At 44.6% G+C, this 17,154-nt stretch carries 22 protein-coding genes; 13 read left to right on the top strand and 9 right to left on the bottom strand.

Going from position 1 to position 17,154, the window contains the following annotated elements; genetic code table 11:
• Positions 1-41: 41 nt before the first annotated feature.
• Genes lptB through ACRRSY_RS18945 form a run of 6 tightly spaced genes read right to left on the bottom strand, consistent with a single transcriptional unit; the run spans position 42 to position 4,352 of the window.
• On the bottom strand, positions 42-767 hold the full coding sequence (gene lptB / locus ACRRSY_RS18970) for an LPS export ABC transporter ATP-binding protein (protein ID WP_432456007.1): 726 nt from the start codon (positions 765-767) through the stop codon (positions 42-44).
• Positions 764-1,309: a lipopolysaccharide transport periplasmic protein LptA gene (lptA, locus tag ACRRSY_RS18965; protein ID WP_432456008.1), complete on the bottom strand. Its 546-nt coding sequence runs from the start codon at positions 1,307-1,309 to the stop codon at positions 764-766. Before lptA ends, lptB begins: the two co-directional genes overlap by 4 nt.
• Entirely contained in the window at positions 1,272-1,829 is a 558-nt protein-coding gene (gene lptC / locus ACRRSY_RS18960; RefSeq protein ID WP_432456009.1) for an LPS export ABC transporter periplasmic protein LptC, read from the bottom strand. Before lptC ends, lptA begins: the two co-directional genes overlap by 38 nt.
• On the bottom strand, positions 1,826-2,377 hold the full coding sequence (gene kdsC, locus ACRRSY_RS18955) for a 3-deoxy-manno-octulosonate-8-phosphatase KdsC (protein ID WP_432456010.1): 552 nt from the start codon (positions 2,375-2,377) through the stop codon (positions 1,826-1,828). The genes lptC and kdsC overlap by 4 nt, the downstream gene beginning before the upstream one ends.
• Positions 2,377-3,342, bottom strand: a complete 966-nt coding sequence (locus tag ACRRSY_RS18950; RefSeq protein ID WP_432456011.1) for a KpsF/GutQ family sugar-phosphate isomerase — start codon at positions 3,340-3,342, stop codon at positions 2,377-2,379. Before ACRRSY_RS18950 ends, kdsC begins: the two co-directional genes overlap by 1 nt.
• A 38-nt stretch (positions 3,343-3,380) precedes the next feature.
• Entirely contained in the window at positions 3,381-4,352 is a 972-nt protein-coding gene (locus tag ACRRSY_RS18945) for a calcium/sodium antiporter (protein WP_432456012.1), read from the bottom strand.
• A gap of 161 nt (positions 4,353-4,513) precedes the next feature.
• Here ACRRSY_RS18945 and ACRRSY_RS18940 point away from each other — a divergent pair, with 161 nt between their 5' ends.
• From ACRRSY_RS18940 to murA, 7 genes are read left to right on the top strand one after another with little or no spacing between them, the layout of a single operon-like run.
• Complete coding sequence (locus ACRRSY_RS18940) at positions 4,514-5,302, top strand: ATP-binding cassette domain-containing protein (protein WP_432456013.1); 789 nt, start codon at positions 4,514-4,516, stop codon at positions 5,300-5,302.
• Positions 5,299-6,075 carry a lipid asymmetry maintenance ABC transporter permease subunit MlaE gene (gene mlaE / locus ACRRSY_RS18935; RefSeq protein ID WP_432456014.1) on the top strand — a complete coding sequence of 259 codons (777 nt, stop codon included), beginning with the start codon at positions 5,299-5,301 and terminating at the stop codon, positions 6,073-6,075. The genes ACRRSY_RS18940 and mlaE overlap by 4 nt, the downstream gene beginning before the upstream one ends.
• 14 nt (positions 6,076-6,089) lie before the next feature.
• Positions 6,090-6,557, top strand: coding sequence for an outer membrane lipid asymmetry maintenance protein MlaD (mlaD, locus tag ACRRSY_RS18930; protein ID WP_432456015.1), 468 nt, complete (start codon positions 6,090-6,092; stop codon positions 6,555-6,557).
• Positions 6,557-7,189, top strand: coding sequence for an MlaC/ttg2D family ABC transporter substrate-binding protein (locus ACRRSY_RS18925; RefSeq protein WP_432463807.1), 633 nt, complete (start codon positions 6,557-6,559; stop codon positions 7,187-7,189). Before mlaD ends, ACRRSY_RS18925 begins: the two co-directional genes overlap by 1 nt.
• Positions 7,186-7,464 (top strand): STAS domain-containing protein, encoded by a 279-nt coding sequence (locus tag ACRRSY_RS18920; protein ID WP_432463806.1) that lies wholly within the window; start codon positions 7,186-7,188, stop codon positions 7,462-7,464. Before ACRRSY_RS18925 ends, ACRRSY_RS18920 begins: the two co-directional genes overlap by 4 nt.
• A 22-nt stretch (positions 7,465-7,486) precedes the next feature.
• Positions 7,487-7,741, top strand: coding sequence for a BolA family protein (locus ACRRSY_RS18915; RefSeq protein WP_432456018.1), 255 nt, complete (start codon positions 7,487-7,489; stop codon positions 7,739-7,741).
• Positions 7,742-7,752: 11 nt separating this feature from the next.
• Positions 7,753-9,018 carry a UDP-N-acetylglucosamine 1-carboxyvinyltransferase gene (gene murA / locus ACRRSY_RS18910; RefSeq protein WP_432456019.1) on the top strand — a complete coding sequence of 422 codons (1,266 nt, stop codon included), beginning with the start codon at positions 7,753-7,755 and terminating at the stop codon, positions 9,016-9,018.
• Here murA and degS read toward each other — a convergent pair.
• The 3 genes from degS to ACRRSY_RS18895 form a co-directional block, all read right to left on the bottom strand.
• Positions 9,002-10,096 (bottom strand): outer membrane-stress sensor serine endopeptidase DegS, encoded by a 1,095-nt coding sequence (gene degS, locus ACRRSY_RS18905; protein WP_432456020.1) that lies wholly within the window; start codon positions 10,094-10,096, stop codon positions 9,002-9,004. The genes murA and degS overlap by 17 nt on opposite strands.
• A 99-nt stretch (positions 10,097-10,195) precedes the next feature.
• Positions 10,196-11,563: a Do family serine endopeptidase gene (locus ACRRSY_RS18900; RefSeq protein WP_432456021.1), complete on the bottom strand. Its 1,368-nt coding sequence runs from the start codon at positions 11,561-11,563 to the stop codon at positions 10,196-10,198.
• Between the two features lie 76 nt (positions 11,564-11,639).
• Positions 11,640-12,047, bottom strand: a complete 408-nt coding sequence (locus ACRRSY_RS18895) for a YhcB family protein (RefSeq protein ID WP_432460142.1) — start codon at positions 12,045-12,047, stop codon at positions 11,640-11,642.
• Positions 12,048-12,154: 107 nt separating this feature from the next.
• Here ACRRSY_RS18895 and zapE point away from each other — a divergent pair, with 107 nt between their 5' ends.
• From zapE to ACRRSY_RS18865, 6 genes are all read left to right on the top strand, one after another.
• On the top strand, positions 12,155-13,270 hold the full coding sequence (gene zapE, locus ACRRSY_RS18890) for a cell division protein ZapE (protein WP_432456023.1): 1,116 nt from the start codon (positions 12,155-12,157) through the stop codon (positions 13,268-13,270).
• A 191-nt stretch (positions 13,271-13,461) separates the two neighbouring features.
• Entirely contained in the window at positions 13,462-13,890 is a 429-nt protein-coding gene (gene rplM / locus ACRRSY_RS18885) for a 50S ribosomal protein L13 (protein ID WP_432456024.1), read from the top strand.
• 17 nt (positions 13,891-13,907) lie between these two features.
• Entirely contained in the window at positions 13,908-14,300 is a 393-nt protein-coding gene (gene rpsI, locus ACRRSY_RS18880) for a 30S ribosomal protein S9 (RefSeq protein WP_432456025.1), read from the top strand.
• Between the two features lie 241 nt (positions 14,301-14,541).
• Complete coding sequence (gene petA / locus ACRRSY_RS18875; RefSeq protein WP_432456026.1) at positions 14,542-15,132, top strand: ubiquinol-cytochrome c reductase iron-sulfur subunit; 591 nt, start codon at positions 14,542-14,544, stop codon at positions 15,130-15,132.
• A gap of 1 nt (position 15,133) precedes the next feature.
• Entirely contained in the window at positions 15,134-16,345 is a 1,212-nt protein-coding gene (locus ACRRSY_RS18870; protein WP_432456027.1) for a cytochrome b, read from the top strand.
• The gene (locus ACRRSY_RS18865) at positions 16,345-17,079 is read left to right on the top strand and encodes a cytochrome c1 (protein WP_432456137.1); all 735 of its coding nucleotides are present in this window, start codon (positions 16,345-16,347) and stop codon (positions 17,077-17,079) included. Before ACRRSY_RS18870 ends, ACRRSY_RS18865 begins: the two co-directional genes overlap by 1 nt.
• Positions 17,080-17,154 lie beyond the last annotated feature (75 nt).

The following is a 17,154-nucleotide window of genomic DNA, read 5'->3' as shown; positions in this document are numbered from 1 at the left end:
TGTTCCTTCTTTTTATTATCGCGTTTGAGGACATACTTTAACTATAGCTTGAATTGTTCACCGAGATAAACTCGTTTCACATGCTCATTTTTAAGTATCTCCTCAGGTTTTCCTGAGGCTATCAGTTCGCCTTGGCTAACGATATAGGCGTGCTCACAAACATCTAGTGTTTCTCTTACATTGTGGTCGGTGATCAATACACCCAGACCGCGATCACGAAGATGTTCAATGATTTTTTTTATATCGATAACAGAAATAGGATCCACGCCTGCGAAGGGTTCGTCAAGCAAAATAAACTTAGGTGCGGCAGCTAGAGCGCGGGCAATTTCTACTCGGCGACGTTCACCGCCCGACAGACTCATGCCTAAATTCTTGCGAATATGACCAATATGAAACTCTTCAAGTAAGTCATCGAGCGCGCCCATTTGTTGTTGTTTATCGAGGTCTTTACGTGTTTCTAAGACCGCTAAAATATTCTTTTCTACCGAGAGGCGACGAAAGATAGATGCTTCTTGCGGTAGGTAACCTATGCCTTTGCGAGCCCTGGTATGCATGGCGGTACTTGACAGATCTTCGTTGTCAATTAGGATCCGCCCTTGGTCCCTTGGGACTAAACCAACCACCATATAAAAAGTGGTGGTTTTTCCAGCGCCATTGGGCCCTAATAAACCGACAATTTTTCCAGTTTCAACATTGAGACTCACGTTTTTAACGACCTTGCGCCCCTTGTAACTTTTGGCAAGGTTTTCTGCAATTAAGGTACTCATGGTTGAGGCGTGGCCTTGGGGGCAACTTTGTTGAGTTGTTGGGGTAAGAAAATGGTGGTCACCCGATTGTTTTGGTCGCCCTGAGCAACCATTTCTTGTTTGTTAATGCTGTATTTAATCATTTGACCTTTGACTAAGCTTTCTTCTTGCTTCAGCAGTGCATTGTTAGTAAGCGTAAGCGTTTGAGTCTTCAAATCGTAACGCACTTCGTTCGCCTCTGCTTCAATGGGCTTACCATTATCTAAGAGCTGATAGAAGGTGGCTGGTTTGCCTTTTGCTATCATCACTTCGCTGCCTTTTTGCTCACTTCCGATAACGCTCAGTTCTTCGGCGCGCATTTTTATCGAGCCTTGAGTCACGACGACATTACTATAAAAAGTGACGCGATTTTCTTTGATATTAACCTGTTGACGGTCGGCATCGACGACAATTTGTTTATTGAAGTCGTCTTCAAGCGCTTGAGCCCCCCAACTGATGAGTAACAGGCTTGCTAAAAAGGCTAATTTATTCTTGTGGATTGTGGTAAACCGCTTCGATATCATTTAATAAAGTCACTATTTCATTGGCTAAATCACCGTTCATTCCGCGTCCATATAATTCGTAGGATGGGCCATAAACGGTAACGAGTTTATCACTATGCATGGTTTCGTTTTGCAGGTCGATTTCCAAGCTGTCTGTAATTAAGTCACGAACGTATTTGCTGCGACTCAAGTTTTTAATTACTACATTGTCATTTAACATGACCGTGTGTTGCTGCTGTACTGTAGCTTGATCGGCCACGATTTGCCATACAGGTTGTTTGGGATCGGGATATACCAAGATTTTTGGTTGGCTGAAAGTGGTGTGCTTGAGTTGCTCAAAATACGCCATCTGTTCGGCATAAATACGATAGCGGGGCCTTCCCTGTTCGCCAAAACTAACACTGTATAGCTGTTCGGCAATAAAATTGGGTTTATTGATTTCGCGAGTTTCGGTCAGTTGTTGGGTATCTGACGGGCTGAGCTGCCAAAGCACCAAAGCCACCATAAATAAAACCGCAAAAAACCAAGTGGGTTTATTCATATACTCATGCCCTGAGCATTTTGTAGCTGTCCTTGTGCCTGAAGAATTAAATCGCATAATTCCCGCACTGCACCATAACCCCCAGCGGTTTTAGTCACTAATTTGGCAGCTTGTTTACATAATGGATGGGCGTCATATACAGCAACCCCTAAGGCACAGGCATTCATGACTGGAACATCGACCACGTCATCGCCGATATAGGCACAGTATTCGGGGCTTAAGCTTAGCTTTTGTTGTAATTGTCGATAGGCTTGCATTTTATCTTGCTGGCCCTGAAATATATGCTGCACACCTAAAGCTTGCATGCGGGTGCTGACTAAATTTGATTGGCGGCCGGTAATAATCGCAACCTCAATACCTGCATTGAGTAATGCTTTAATACCAAAGCCATCATGGGTGTGAAAGGCCTTTAATTCTTCGCCATCATTACCGAGGTAGATCCGACCATCGGAGAATACGCCATCGACATCACAAATGAGCAATTTTATATTTCTGGCTAAACTGTAGTTTTGCTGGGTGACCGCACCGTAGGGCGTTTCAACACTCACTAATAGACTCCTGCTTGCAGTAAGGTGTGCATATTAAAAGCGCCAATTACGGTTTGTTGATGGAGCACAAATAGACCGTTAATTGAGTCTTTCTTCATCAGTTTAAGCGCATCAAAGGCTAACCAATCATCTTCTATTACTTTAGGGTTGTGTGTCATCACTTGACCAATTGGCGTTTCATGAATATCGATACGCTGATCTAGGATCCTGCGTAAATCTCCATCGGTAAAAATTCCGACTAAATGTTGCTGCTGATTGACGACGCCAACCATACCTAAACCTTTGGCGGTAATTTCAAATAGTGCTTCTCGAATAGTTTGTTCGACTACAACTAAAGGAATTTGTTCCCCGCTGAGCATAATGTCGTGAACACTCAATAGCAGTTTTTTGCCTAAACTGCCACCCGGATGAGATAGTGCAAAATCATCGGCAGTGAAGCCTCGAGCTTGGAGTAGCGCCACGGCTAAAGCATCTCCCATGACGAGCGTAGCGGTAGAGCTAGCGGTTGGCGCTAAGCCGAGAGGGCACGCTTCACGGGGAACGGCAACACACAGGTGGTAGTCGGCCAATTTTGCCATACTTGAGAGAGGGTTACTGGTGAGTGCAATTGAGCGTACACCGATACGGTTGAACACCGGGTATAAGGAGAGGATCTCTTCTGACTCTCCAGAATTTGAGAGCGCAATAACAATATCATCGGCGGATATCATGCCCAAATCACCATGACAGGCTTCGCCAGGGTGCACAAAAAAAGCTGGGGTCCCGGTCGACGCTAAAGTCGCGGCTATTTTATTGGCAATATGACCCGACTTCCCCATCCCGGTAAGGATGACCTTACCTTTACCCGCTAAGATTAACTCACAGGCTGCACTAAAATCTTGGTTTAAGTATTGGTGCAGATTTTCGATGCCCAAAGCTTCGATTTCTAAAACCTGTTTAGCGGTGGCGATATAATCAATTGACACTCAATTTCCCTCAAATAATGCTGAATAAAAATAGTCGCTTAAGCCGAGAATAATAACAGTTGATAGGCAACAAAGCTGCAGCATAATATTGCGCCTTCCCAACGTGATATTTTGCGACTTCTGCCAAAGAAGCTCATTGACATCACAAACAGTAATAAGGTTACCCCCATCATGACATAGAAGTCACGTTCGGCAGCAAGGGCGTCAATTGGACCGGGGGCGAGCATTGCGGGGACCGCTAATACGGCTAAAATATTGAATAGGTTTGAGCCGATAATATTACCCAGAACCAGGTCATCTTCTTTCTTGATGACCCCTGCGATACAAGCAGCTAGTTCTGGCAGACTGGTGCCGATGGCGATGATGGTCAAGCCGATCACTAAATCACTGATCCCAAAATAGCGCGCGATTTCTGAGGCTGAACCGACTAATATGTCAGCACTTATCGGCAATAATACTAAACCAACCGCAAGCCACAACAAAGCTTTGCTGGTTGCTACATCTTTGGGGACTTCCGAAGCGGCTTCTTCCATCATTGGATCTAGTTTGGCGTTGTTACGTTGACGTAGCGAGCCGATGATGAGAAAGGCCATCATGGTTACAAATATCGTCAATAATAAGGTACCTTCTATATATCCAAGATGTTGGTCATGTAATATCCAACCAGCAAATGCCGTGGCGGCTAACACCATCGGTAATTCTCTAAATAACGTTGATGATGAAACGAATAAAGGTTTGAATAAGGCGGTCACGCCGAGAACTAAAGTGATATTGGTAATGTTGGAGCCGATTACATTTCCCACTGCGGTATTCATTTTGCCTTCTAAGGCGGCGGTTGCTGAAACCATAACTTCTGGGGCAGAGGAGCCCAAGGCGACGATGGTTAGGCCAATAATCATCGGCGGTAAACCAAAATTGTTAGCAATAGCGGCAGCGCCAAAAACAAAACGATCAGCACTCCAAACTAAGAGCGCTAAACCAACAACTAATAATAAACATTCAACGAACATGGGTTTCCTTGGATCAACAAATATCAGTGATGCGGACAAAATAGCAAGCATTGTCAACATTTTCCTGACAAAAGGGAAGAGTTTAACCTTGAGTGTCATCAATTATCTCAATAATATGGCAGCCTTGAACAGTCAAGATTGCTGATGGAGTGGCTAAAAATTTGATTGAAGTAAAACAATTAGCATTTCAGCGCGGTGACAAAGTTATCTTTGAAGGCCTCGATTTGCGTATTCAGCGCGGTAAAATTACCGCAATTATGGGGCCTAGCGGGATCGGTAAAACGACCTTACTTAAACTGATTGCTGGGCAGCTAAAGCCGCAGTCGGGTGAAGTGCTGATCGACCAGCAAAATGTGCATCAGCTGAAACGTCGCGAATTATTCAAGTTACGTAAACGGATCGGCATGTTATTTCAAAGTGGTGCTTTGTTTAGTGATCTTAATGTTTTTGAGAATGTCGCGTTTCCCTTACGAGAACATACTCAGTTACCGGAAGTGGTATTGCGAAACTTGGTGTTGATGAAGTTACAAACCGTGGGTCTACGTGGCACCGCGCAGCTGATGCCGAGTGATTTGTCGGGCGGAATGGCGCGTCGAGTGGCGCTAGCAAGAGCGATTGCCTTGGAGCCCGAGCTAATTCTTTACGATGAGCCCTTTGTTGGTCAGGACCCCATCTCAATGGGGGTATTGATTAAATTGATCCAAGGCTTGAACCAAAGTTTACAATTGACCTCGGTGATAGTTTCTCATGATGTGAGTGAAGTTCTTAGTATCGCTGATTACGTGTTTGTAATTGATGGCCATAGCGTATTAGCCCAAGGTAGCGTCGAAGCAATTGCGTCAAATCCGAATCCGCGTTTGGCGCAATTTCTCAATGGTCAAGCCGATGGCCCGGTGGCTTTTCATTATCCAGCAGACGATTATGCACAAGCACTTAAGGCGGCCTTATGATTGACGTTATTGCGCTATTAGGTCGTAAGACCCTATTACGCTTCGCCTCGCTCGGCCGAGCGAGCTTAATGTTATGGCATGCCTTATCGAGCTGGCCAAGTCGGCAATTGCTGAAAGATACGATCTATCAAATCTATGTGGTGGGGGTGCAGTCACTGCCCATTATCTTGGTTTCAGGTTTATTTATTGGGATGGTTCTGGCTCTGCAGGGCTATCATATTTTGGTCGATTTTGGTGCCGAAACCAGTCTTGGTCCTATGGTTGCGTTATCGCTACTTCGGGAGCTTGGTCCGGTGGTGACCGCTTTGTTGTTTGCTGGGCGGGCTGGCTCTGCGCTCACCGCAGAAATTGGCTTGATGAAAACTACTGAACAATTATCCAGCATGGAGATGATGGCCGTTGACCCACTTAAGCGGGTGATAGCGCCGCGTTTATGGGCTGGGTTTATTGCCATGCCCTTATTAACGCTGATGTTTAATTTGGTCGGTATTTGGGGCGGGTTCTTAGTTGGCGTGGAATGGTTGGGGGTCGATAACGGCAGCTTTTGGTCGATTACCGCAGCATCCATAGAGTTTGGCCAAGATATTGGTAATGGGATTATCAAGAGTGCGGTGTTTGCGATTACGGTGGTTTGGGTAGCATTATTCAATGGTTACGACTCAACCCCTAGTGCTCAGGGGATTAGCCAGGCGACGACGCGAAGTGTGGTGCATGCTTCGTTGCTGGTTTTGGCTTTAGATTTTGTATTAACTGCACTAATGTTTGGCAGCTAGGTTTAGGGAATAACATGAAAGTAAATAAAGTTGAGTTGTCGGTTGGATTGTTTGTATTACTGGGTTTCGCTGCGCTATTAATCTTGTCGTTGAAAATTGCGAATAGTCAGTTTAGTAGCAGTAATGATCTGTATACGCTGTATGCTAAGTTTGACAATATTGGAGGGCTTAAAGTACGCGCGCCAGTAAAAGTGGGAGGGGTCGTGGTTGGTCGAGTTGAAGCGATTGAACTTGATGTTGATGATTATATGCCAAAGGTGACTTTGAATATGTATCGCCAATACGGTTTTTACCCAGAGACAAGTTCTCTTTCGATCCTTACCGCGGGCTTGTTAGGAGAGCAATACATTGGTCTCACCCCTGGCTTTGTCGTTGAAGGTATTGAGCACCTCAATGATGGTGCGTTGATTGAAGATACTAAATCAGCGTTGGTGTTGGAAGATTTGATTGGCCAATTTTTATATTCAGCCAAGGAGAAGTAATGATGACCATGAGAGTAGTATTTTTGCTGTTGCTGACGAGTTTGTTTAGTGCCACAAGCCAAGCGGAAAATGTGGATCAAAACCCTTACCGTTTGATGAACTACGTTGCTGAGCAAACTTTTAGTCGCTTGGCTAAAATTGACCGAGATAGCTCTACCGTGGATCAGCAAGTCGAAGATATTGTGCGTCAGCAGCTGATGCCTCATATTGATTATCGCTACGCCGCGTTGGTGGTATTGAGTAAACACCTCAAAAAAACTGATGAACAACAGCGTGCTAGGTTCATTAAGGCATTTCAGGAGTATTTAGTTGCAACTTATACCCAAGCATTAGCTCAGTATAAACAACAGAAAGTACTCATTGAACCGGAACGAGCGGTCGAGGGGCAAACTAAGGTCACCGTAAAAGCTCAATTTATTGATGGTGAGCGGCCTCCGATCAACTTGTCTTTTAAATTTAGAAAGCTGAGAAATAAAGATCAATGGTTAGCTTATGATCTGGTTGCGGAAGGCGTTAGTTTGCTGGCGACCAAACAATCAGAAATAGACAGTTTGATCCGCTCTAGCAGTGTGGATGAAGTGATTGAACTCTTAGAGAAAAAGAATTTTGAATCTGTTGGGCCGTCAAAATGAGTGCAATTTTACAAATTGACCCGCAACGCTTAACGATCCGCGGTGACTGGACGGTTTCTCAGGTTGTTAGTCAGTGGCCGCTACTGGCCGAGTGTAAGGCCGCTACGCTCGACTTGTCCAAGTTAAAGCGGATTGACTCTGCTGGAATAGCCGCTATTATCACCGCCTTAAAACCAGAACCTAGTCATCCTTTAAAAATCGAACACTGCCCAGAGCAGGCGAAGCAACTTTTTGAGCTCTATGAACTTAATCCTTTGCTGCAGTTTGAAAAATAAAGCACTTTTGCGGAGCGTCATTATGCAAGCCGAACAAATTGAACAGATATTAATGCAAACGCTTGAACTGGAACATGTGCAGGTAACTGGAGAAGGCAATCACTTTCAGGTGATTGCCGTGGGTACCATGTTTCAGGAATTATCGCGGGTTAAAAAGCAACAAGCGATATATGCACCATTGAAAGACTACATTGCGAGTAACGAAATTCACGCTTTGGGGATTAAGGCTTTCACTCCTGATGAATGGCAAAAACAACAAAAATTTGGCCAACTGTAGTAGGAGTTGAAGTGGATAAATTTAGAATACAAGGCGGCTGTCGTTTACAAGGCGAAGTTGTTATTTCTGGGGCAAAAAATGCCGCGCTACCGATCTTGTTTGCTACCTTGTTATGTGAAGAGCAAGTGGTGTTACACAATGTGCCTCAGTTAAGAGATATTGGCACCACCTGTAAGATGTTACAGCATTTGGGCCGTGAAGTGCTGGTCGATGGTGAAACTGTCACAGTGAAGGCGGGTAAAGCCAACGACTTTGTTGCGCCTTATGAGTTGGTCAAAACTATGCGTGCTTCAATCATGGCGCTTGGCCCTTTAGTCGCTCGCTATGGTGAGGCCGATGTATCCTTGCCTGGTGGTTGTGCAATTGGAGCTCGTCCGGTAAATCTGCATATTCATGGCTTAGAGTTGATGCAAGCCGATATGAATGTGGAAGATGGTTATGTAAAAGCGCGAGTTTCTGGCCGATTACAAGGCGCGCGGATCTTTATGGATATGGTGAGTGTTACAGGCACCGAGAACTTGATGATGGCGGCGGCTCTCGCTGAGGGTCAAACGATTATTGAGAATGCAGCCCGTGAACCTGAAGTGGTTGATTTGGCTAACTTTTTAAACACTCTTGGGGCGGATATTCAAGGTGCCGGAAGTGATACCATTGTGATTCAAGGTGTGGAGCAGTTGCATGGCGGTGAGTACAGTGTACTCCCCGATCGGATTGAAACGGGGACCTACTTGGTGGCCGCTGCAGTGACGGGTGGAAAAGTCCGTTGTACCAATACCGATCCCGCATTAATGGATGCGGTATTGGCGAAGTTAGCGGAAGCTGGCGCTAAGCTTAGCAGTGGTTCGGACTGGATTGAAGTGGATATGCAAGGCTGCGAGCTTAAAGCTGTGAATGTGAAAACAGCACCTCACCCGGCCTTCCCTACTGATATGCAAGCCCAGTTTACAGTATTGAATATTCTCGCTCAGGGAACTGGTCATGTCACCGAGACGATTTTTGAAAATCGTTTTATGCATGTGCCTGAATTGACGCGCATGGGGGCCGAAATAGAGCTGGAGGGTAATACGGCGATTTGTAAGCACACCGAGCAACTCAGTGGTGCACAGGTGATGGCTACCGATTTACGTGCTTCTGCGAGCTTGGTGATAGCAGCCTTAGTTGCAGAAGGTGAGAGCGTGGTCGATAGGATTTATCATATCGACCGGGGCTATCAAGACATCGAAACTAAGTTTGCGCGGCTAGGAGCCAATATTACGCGGTTTAATGAACGTTCTTAGGCCGGGTTGGTAATTTTAATTCGGTTACGGTCACGGGGAGCTCTAGTTGTTCCCCGTTTCTATATAGGCGTATTCGAATTTCGCTACCCGGTCGGGTTTCGGCAACAATATCCATCGCCTGTTTGATTGAGACAATCTCTTGGCCGGCAATATTGACTAGAATATCGTTGGCTTGGATGCCTGCTTTACTGGCTGGCCCCACAGGATCTACACCGCTTACAATGACCCCTTGGGTATCGTGTAATTTTAAGCGAGAAGCGAGAAGTGGGGTGATTTTTTGTCCGTCTAAACCCAGATAGCCACGCACGATAGTGCCATCTTTAATCAGACTCTGCATGATCTTTTTAGCCAGCAAATAAGGAATAGCGAAGCTAATCCCATAGGTATCTGTAGCATCGTTTAGGTGGTAAGCAGAGGTATTAATCCCCACCAGTTCGCCACGGGTATTGACTAATGCACCCCCAGAGTTTCCACGGTTAATTGCGGCATCGGTTTGTAAAAAGTCTTGTCGACCGGTAGAGCTCATGCCGCTGCGTCCAGCCGCACTAATGATCCCTTGAGTGATCGTTTGACCTACATTATAGGGATTGCCGATGGCGAGAACGATATCGCCGACTTGAGTGGTTAGTTGATCATCTTGTGGGATGACGGGTAAGTCAGAAGAGTTATCGATTTTTAACACCGCTAAGTCAGTCACAACATCACCTCCGACTAATTCAGCATTAAAAATGCGTCCATCCTGTAAAGCGATGACAATTTGATCGGAATTTGCGATGACATGGAGATTAGTCAGTACGAAACCTTGACTAGACATAATCACCCCAGAGCCTAAGCCTTGAGATTCCAATTGAGTATCGGCCTTCACGTAAGATTGTAGAAAGCTACGGGTGTAAATGTTAACGACTGCGGGGGCAGCTCGTCTCGAAGCGAGGGCGTAACTACCGAGTGGGGTTTCGGTATAGTCATTTAACAGCTGTTTACTATTTTCCCTAAATTCAGGGAAAGCAAATAGAATGCCGATAGCCATGGCTAAACCAAAAATTGCGGGTTTGAGTAAATACTTGATTATAGCTAACAATTGTTCTTCTCCAGCGACCAACCCAGCATAGCACGCGACTTGTGCAGACAAAAGAAAAGGCGAGCAATATGTCGCCTTTGTTGATTGCGTGGAGCAGGCTTACTGAATGATCCGATAGAGGTTTTCTTCACCGCGCTGGATATTTATCGCCAAGATTCTTGGCTCGCTCTCGAGTAATTCGCGTAAATCAGCGATACTGGAAATGCGAGTTTTGTTGATACCGATAATGATATCACCTTGCTCAAAACCATTGGCGAAAGCCCGCGAATTTCGTTCTACTTTGTTGACCAGTACACCGGCCATTGGTGCGTTTTTGTCGGTAGAGCTAAGACTTGCACCATCTAAGGCTGGGTGCATAATTTTAGCATTTATATTTTGCTCTTCGGCCTGTTGCAAAGTGACTTTGAAGTCAATCGGTTTACCATCCCGAATCGCACCAATCAGGATACTTTTCCCTGCGCCCATGGTGCCAATTTTAGCGCGTAATTCAGCGAAACTTTTCACTTTTTTACCATCAACCGCGATAATAATATCGCCAGCCTTCACACCAGCTTTGTCGGCTGCTGAACCGTGCATGACTTGATTCACAAAGGCGCCATGCTTGGAGTCGGTACCAAAGGCTTTTGCTAAATCACTGTTAAGCTCACCACCTGTCACGCCTAATATCCCACGGCGTACTTCTCCGAATTCAATGATCTGAGCGCTAAGGTTGCTCACCATGTTACTGGGAATGGCAAATCCTATCCCAATATTGCCGCCACTGGGGGCGATAATGGCGGTGTTAATACCGATCAGTTCACCACGTAAGTTGATGAGAGCTCCGCCAGAGTTACCGCTATTAATTGCAGCATCGGTTTGAATAAAGTTTTCTAAATGCTCAATATTTAAACCGCTGCGACCTAAAGCACTCACAATACCTGAGGTGGCAGTTTGTCCTAAGCCGAAGGGATTACCAATGGCAATGGTAAAATCACCGACCCGCAATTCATCAGAATCGGCGAGTTTCATATCGGTTAAGTTATCAGCTTCAATTTGCAGTAGTGCGATATCGGTTTGGCGGTCACTGCCTAATACTTTGGCATCGAAGCTGCGGCCATCTTTTAAGCTGACGACAATCTCGTCGGCCTGATGGATCACATGATAGTTGGTGATCACATAACCTTTGCTGGCGTTAAGCACCACCCCAGAACCGAGGCCTTGAAAAGGCTGCTTTTGTTCTGCACTGCTTGGGGCTTCTCCTGGACCAAAGAAATATTTAAATAATTCTGGAAGTTGTTGTTGCGAGACTTTGGTCCCTGCGACCGAAATGCTGACTACTGCTGGGGTCACTTGCTCTAAGACTGGCGCTAGGCTGGGGAGCTCTTGTTCACCAACGGCCATGGGTAACGCGGCTTGCGCTGGTAGTGTATTAAATCCAAAAACTAATGATAAGCACAAGATAGCGAATTTCTTGGTGCGATAGTGCATAAATACCCTCGATAGACAAATATATTAAGCTAAGCTGGATCTGTTAGATCTAGCTTAGCTAATAAAGTTCAACGAATTAGCCCGCTTTACGTTGCGCTTCGGTAAATAAACCTGATGGTTCGTTAGAGTAGTCTTTAGGTTGTGCTTCTGTTTCTGTCGCCACCGTGTCATCTAATTCTAACTTTTGCTGATAGTCGGCAAATAATTGCGGTTGAGCGACTTCATCACCGATTAAAGCTTTCGATTGACTCGCCATATGCTCATACATGCCTTGATATTGCTTGGCCATGTCTTCTAATAACTGGGCACTGGCAGAAAAATGTTGCTGAACTTGTTCCTTATAGCTGTCTAATTCGGCTTTATTGTTCTCGAATTCTTGTTTCATTTTGGCATCGTTAACAACAGGCTTAGACGCGACACGACTAAGGAAGAAGCCAATAGCGACACCAATAAGAAGAAAAATTATACTGCTAATTGCGCTCATATTATTCCTTTGTTGATCTTGATGAACTTTCAATATACTTGAGAATGCTTTCACATGGTACTATCAATTCTGCTCTAATTTTAGTGGGTTTTAGGAATAGGGAAAGGATGACACCACAGCTTCAATACCAACAAGATTTACAGCGCAGTGATTTTATCCATGACAAGGCGCAAGCCTATGCAGTTGCTCAACTTCAGCAGATTTTTCAGCAATTAACTGATAATACTCAGCTTGAAATCGAGTCGCCATCATTATTTGGCAAATTTAAAAAGCGTTTTGTGAGCCCTCCAAAGCTAAATAAGCCAAGGGTCAAGGGTTTATATATGTGGGGCGGCGTTGGTAGAGGTAAGACCTATTTAATGGATACCTTTTTTAACTGTCTGCCTGTTGAAAACAAAATGCGGGTGCATTTTCATCGTTTTATGCAACGAATTCATCAAGACTTAAAGCAACTTGCTGGCCATCGAGATCCGCTGTTAGCGGTTGCTGCCGGGATCCGAGCAGAGGCGGAAGTGATCTGCTTTGATGAGTTTTTTGTATCAGATATTACCGATGCAATGTTATTGGGAACTTTATTTGAGGCCTTGTTTGCGCAAGGGGTTACCTTGATCGCAACCTCTAATATCCCACCAGAAGAGCTCTATCGAAATGGATTACAACGTCAGCGCTTTCTCCCAACGATAACTCTGATTCAAGAGCATTGTCAGGTTATTAATGTGGATGGCGGTCATGATTATCGAATGCGTACGCTTACCGAAGCAGAGATATATCACTACCCTTTAGGTGAGGCGGCGGAGCAAAATTTGGCTCATTACTTTATGCAATTGTCCAATGAGCCGAGGCAACATTTAGGCGAGATTGAAATTAATCAGCGGATGATTGGTTTTGTCAACGAAGCCGACAGCGTCATACATCTGGAATTTGCTGAGCTATGTGAAGGGGCTCGTAGTCAACTTGACTATATTGAATTGGCTAAGCTTTATCATACCGTGTTGTTGTCTGGGGTGGTTTCGATGAACGCTAAAAATGATGATGCAGCACGCCGTTTTATTGCCCTGGTTGATGAGTTTTATGAGCGTCATGTGGCCTTGATTATTTCTGCCGAAGTCGAAATGTCAAAACTGTATCAGGGGGGACGCTTAAGTTTCGAGTTTGAACGCTGCTTATCTCGCTTACAAGAAATGCAATCCCACGAATATCTTGAGAGAGAACATTTACCGTAAATAAAGTCGATTAGGGGTGGTTTTTTTTTGTACTTCCCCTATAATCTTGCAACCCCACGTTACATGTCACCGATTTGGTGATACTAACAGTCCAGCTTACTCCGTATTCGAAGGGATATAATGAGTGGCTATTTTCACGTTTGTGGTTTCACAAACACGTGTGTAACAGTTATTTTGGGTTATATATACAAATGAAAACTTTTGTAGCCAAACCAGAAAGCGTAAAACGCGACTGGTATGTTGTTGATGCAGATGGTAAAACTCTGGGTCGTATCGCAACTGAAATCGCTTCTCGCCTACGCGGTAAGCATAAAGCTGAATATACTCCTCACGTTGATACTGGTGATTACATCATCGTTGTTAATGCAGAGAAAGTAGCCGTAACAGGCAACAAAGCGAAAGGTAAAATTTACCACTCGCACACTGGTTACCCTGGTGGTTTGAAATCAATTAGCTTTGAAAAGTTGATTGAGAAAGCACCTGAGCGTGTTATCCAGTCTGCAGTGAAAGGTATGTTGCCAAAAGGTCCTCTAGGCCGTGCAATGTTCCGTAAACTGAAAGTATTCGCTGGACCTGAGCACACTCATGCGGCTCAGCAACCACAAGTATTAGACATTTAAGTTACGGAATTTTAATAATGGCTGAGAATCAATACTACGGCACTGGCCGTCGCAAAAGCTCTACTGCTCGCGTATTTATGAAAGCAGGTAGTGGTAAAATCACAGTAAACGACCGCACTTTAGAAGTTTACTTTGGCCGTGAAACAGCTCGTATGGTTGTTCGTCAACCACTAGAGTTGACTGAATTGTCAGAGAAAATTGACTTGCTCATCACTGTTAAAGGTGGTGGTACTACAGGTCAAGCTGGTGCTATCCGTCACGGTATCACTCGTGCACTTATGGAATATGACGAAAGTCTACGTCCTGAATTACGTAAAGCTGGCTTCGTTACTCGCGATGCTCGTAAAGTTGAACGTAAGAAAGTGGGTCTACGTAAAGCACGTCGTCGTCCGCAATTCTCTAAACGTTAATTGCTATCACACGATATGTTACAAAAAGCTCGGCTATGCCGGGCTTTTCTTCATTCTGAAACGTTAAAATCTTTGATTTCCCTTGTCAATTTGTGTGTTTTTTATTACTATTTTGTTCGCATTTATCTGCAATAATGTAGTACTACGTAAATGCAACCAGTAGCAGAAAAACGCTACCTTGTGCAGTAAGCCGCAAGGAAAATTACAATAATTGCGCGGATCCTTACCGGAGAGACATTGGATGAGCAACGCTCCAGTCGACGCTGGCCGACGTCGTTTCCTCACCTGGACAACAGCTGTTGTCGGTGGTGTAGGTGCAACGTTTGCCGCAGTACCTTTTATCAGTTCATGGAACCCTAGTGCTAAAGCTAAAGCAGCAGGTGCACCAGTGGAAGTGGATATTAGTAAAATAGAACCAGGACAGTTACTTCGTGTTGAATGGCGCGGAAAACCTGTTTGGGTGGTGAAACGCCCTCAAGCTGTTTTGGATAATTTAAGCACTATTGGTGATAAGTTACGGGATCCTCAATCAGAGGAACCTCAGCAACCCGATTATGCCACCAACGAGTACCGTTCTATTAAGCCCGAGTTGTTTATTAGTGTCGGGATTTGTACTCATTTAGGTTGTTCTCCTACCTACTTGCCGGGCAGTTTCGCCGAACAAGTAGAAGGCGTGGAATACGGGTTCTTCTGTCCTTGTCATGGCTCTAAATTTGATATGGCTGGACGTGTATTTCAAGGCGTACCTGCCCCCCTAAATTTGGTTATTCCTCCTCATTATTACATTGATGAGACAACCGTTTTAGTTGGTTTGGACCAGGGAGAAGCATAAGATGAAAGCACTTATCGCTTGGATCGACGAAAGGATCCCGTTGACGAAAACCTACAATAAGCACGTAGGTCAGTATCCAACACCGAAAAACTTTAATTTTTGGTATATTTTTGGCTTCATTGCCATGGTGGTGTTAGTTAACCAAATTCTTACTGGGATATGGTTAACTATGAACTATAACCCATCGGGTGATGGGGCATTTGCATCGGTCGAATACATCATGCGTGATGTCGATTACGGCTGGTTATTACGTTACATGCACTCCACCGGGGCTTCGGCTTTCTTTGTGGTGATTTATCTGCACATGTATCGTGGTTTGATTTACGGCTCCTATCAAAAACCTCGTGAATTAATATGGCTGTTTGGCATGTTAATTTTCTTAGTGTTGATGGCCGAAGCATTTATGGGTTATTTACTGCCTTGGGGACAAATGTCCTATTGGGGCGCGCAGGTGATTATTTCACTGTTTGGCGCAATTCCGGTGATTGGCGACGATTTGACCCTGTGGATCCGAGGTGACTATGTAATCTCTGGGGCCACGCTCAATCGCTTCTTTGCCTTACATGTGATTGCCTTACCATTAGTATTGGTGATGTTGGTGTTCTTGCATATTGTCGCCTTACACGAAGTTGGCTCTAATAATCCCGATGGTATCGAGATCAAAGCGAACAAAGATGAGAATGGTTGGCCGAAAGATGGTATTCCTTTCCATCCTTATTTTACGGTTAAAGATTTAGCCGCCATTGTTGGTTTCTTATTTTTCTTCTGTTGGGTGATGTTTTTCTTCCCCGATGGCGGAGGTTATTTCTTGGAAGCGCCAAACTTTGAAGCCGCTAACCCGTTGAAAACGCCGCCTCATATCGCACCCGTTTGGTATTTTACCCCGTTTTATGCAATTTTACGGGCGGTGCCGAACAAGTTGGCGGGAGTTGGCTTGATGGGGGCATCCATTGTGATCCTGTTTGTGTTGCCGTGGTTAGATCGCTGTAAAGTGAAATCGATACGTTATCGCAGTACCTTGCATAAATTGAATATTGCTCAGTTTATTATTTGTTTTGTGATTTTGGGCGTTCTGGGGGCTTTGCCATCGACACCCGCTTTAACGGTATTGGCGCAAGTCACTTCATTTGGTTATTTTGCTTACTTTTTACTGCTGTGGATTTACAGTAAAAACGAAAAAACCAAGCCACTTCCAGACAGGGTGACCAAATGATGAAGAACTTTTTTTTAGCATTCGTGTTACTTGTTCCTAGTTTAGCATTTGCATCTGGCGGCAATGAACACTTAGATGAAGCCAATTATGATTTAAGCGATAAAGCCTCATTACAAAATGGCGCCAAATTGTTCATGAATTATTGTTTCGGCTGTCACAGTACTCAGTACCAACGATATAATCGAGTGGCCGAAGATTTGGGTATTCCTATTAATTTAATGCAAGAAAACTTGATTTTCACCGGGGTAAAACCGGGCCAATTAATGGAAAATGCTATTCCAGAGAAAGATGCTGCCAAATGGTTTGGCGCTGCGCCACCTGACTTAACGTTAGTTGCTCGAGTCAGAGGTGCAGATTGGATCTATACTTATTTACGTTCGTTTTATGTTGATGAGAGCCGCCCATTTGGGGTGAACAATATAGTTTTCCCAAGTGTCGGCATGCCGCATGTTTTGCAAGAGCTGCAAGGGGTGCCTAGCGCGGTCTATGAGCAGAAAATGATCGATGGTGAAGAACATCACGTCTATGTTGGCATCGAATCTGATGGTAGCGGCGAGATGAGTAATGATGAATATGATCAAGCGGTTTTAGACTTAGTTAACTTTTTAGTTTATTCTGCTGAGCCTATTCAACTTGAACGTAAGCGCTTGGGTTACTGGGTGTTGGGTTTCTTATTTATCTTCTTCATCGTTAGTTATTTATTGAAGAGAGAATACTGGCGCGACATACATTAAGTCGTAAGCGAGTGTTCAGTGATCGGCAACAGCAGTTATGCTGTTGCCGTTTGTGTATTTTTTTTTATGGTTTTT

The sequence above is a fragment of the Agarivorans sp. QJM3NY_33 genome (genome assembly GCF_050870865.2).
Lineage (GTDB): Bacteria > Pseudomonadota > Gammaproteobacteria > Enterobacterales > Celerinatantimonadaceae > Agarivorans.
This window is presented reverse-complemented; position numbering and strand designations above follow the sequence as displayed.